The 840-nt window shown below is 62.6% G+C and carries 1 protein-coding gene; it reads left to right on the top strand.

Annotation, left to right across the window (positions count from 1 at the left end; genetic code table 11):
• Positions 1 to 63 precede the first annotated feature (63 nt).
• Positions 64 to 821, top strand: a protein-coding gene (locus LRA87_RS18315; RefSeq protein WP_230782558.1) for an IS5 family transposase whose coding sequence is annotated in 2 segments (ribosomal slippage) — positions 64 to 397 and positions 397 to 821 — 759 coding nt in all. Because the reading frame shifts where the segments join, the coding sequence is not laid out codon by codon here.
• Positions 822 to 840 lie beyond the last annotated feature (19 nt).

Raw genomic sequence — 840 nt, 5'->3', positions numbered from 1 at the left:
TAGGGTCAGGACCCATTGATGGGAGCGCCGCGATCTGATTCATGCTCCGTGAGGAGAGCGTGGATGAGCGACCTGTACTGGTTGACGGATGAGCAGATGGCGCGCCTGCAGCCATACTTCCCCAAGAGCCATGGCAAGCCGCGGGTCGATGACCGGCGGGTGCTGAGTGGCATCGTCTTCGTCAATCGCAACGGACTGCGCTGGTGTGATGCACCGAGCGCGTATGGTCCGCACAAGACGCTGTACAACCGGTGGAAGCGCTGGGGTGAACGGGGCGTTTTCCTGCGCATGATGGAAGGTCTGGCGTCAGCGGAGGCCGTGCCGAAAACAGTCATGATCGATGCGACCTACCTGAAGGCACACCGCACGGCATCGAGCCTGCGGGTTAAAAAGGGGATCTCGGCCGCCTGATCGGCCGCACGAAAGGCGGCATGAACACCAAGCTGCACGCCGTCAGCGATGCAAACGGGCGGCCCTTGAGCTTCTTCATGACCGCCGGGCAGGTCAGCGACTACACCGGCGCGGCAGCTCTGCTTGACGATCTGCCAAAGGCAGAGTGGCTGCTTGGTGATCGCGGTTATGATGCGGATTGGTTCAGGGACGCCCTGGAAGCCAAGGGCATCCAGCCCTGCATCCCGGGCCGTAGATCGCGCAACGAGCCGGTCAGGTACGACAAGCGGCGCTACCGGCGCCGCAGCCGCATCGAGATCATGTTCGGCCGCCTGAAAGATTGGCGCCGCGTCGCCACACGCTACGACCGATGCCCAACGGTCTTCTTCTCGGCCGTTGCCCTCGCGGCCACAGTCATCTTCTGGCTATGACCAATGAGTCCTGACCCTA

The sequence above is a fragment of the Sphingomonas sp. Leaf37 genome, from assembly GCF_920939475.1.
Taxonomy (GTDB): domain Bacteria; phylum Pseudomonadota; class Alphaproteobacteria; order Sphingomonadales; family Sphingomonadaceae; genus Sphingomonas.
Note: the sequence above shows the minus strand (reverse complement) of the source record. Positions and strands in the feature narration are given on the sequence as shown.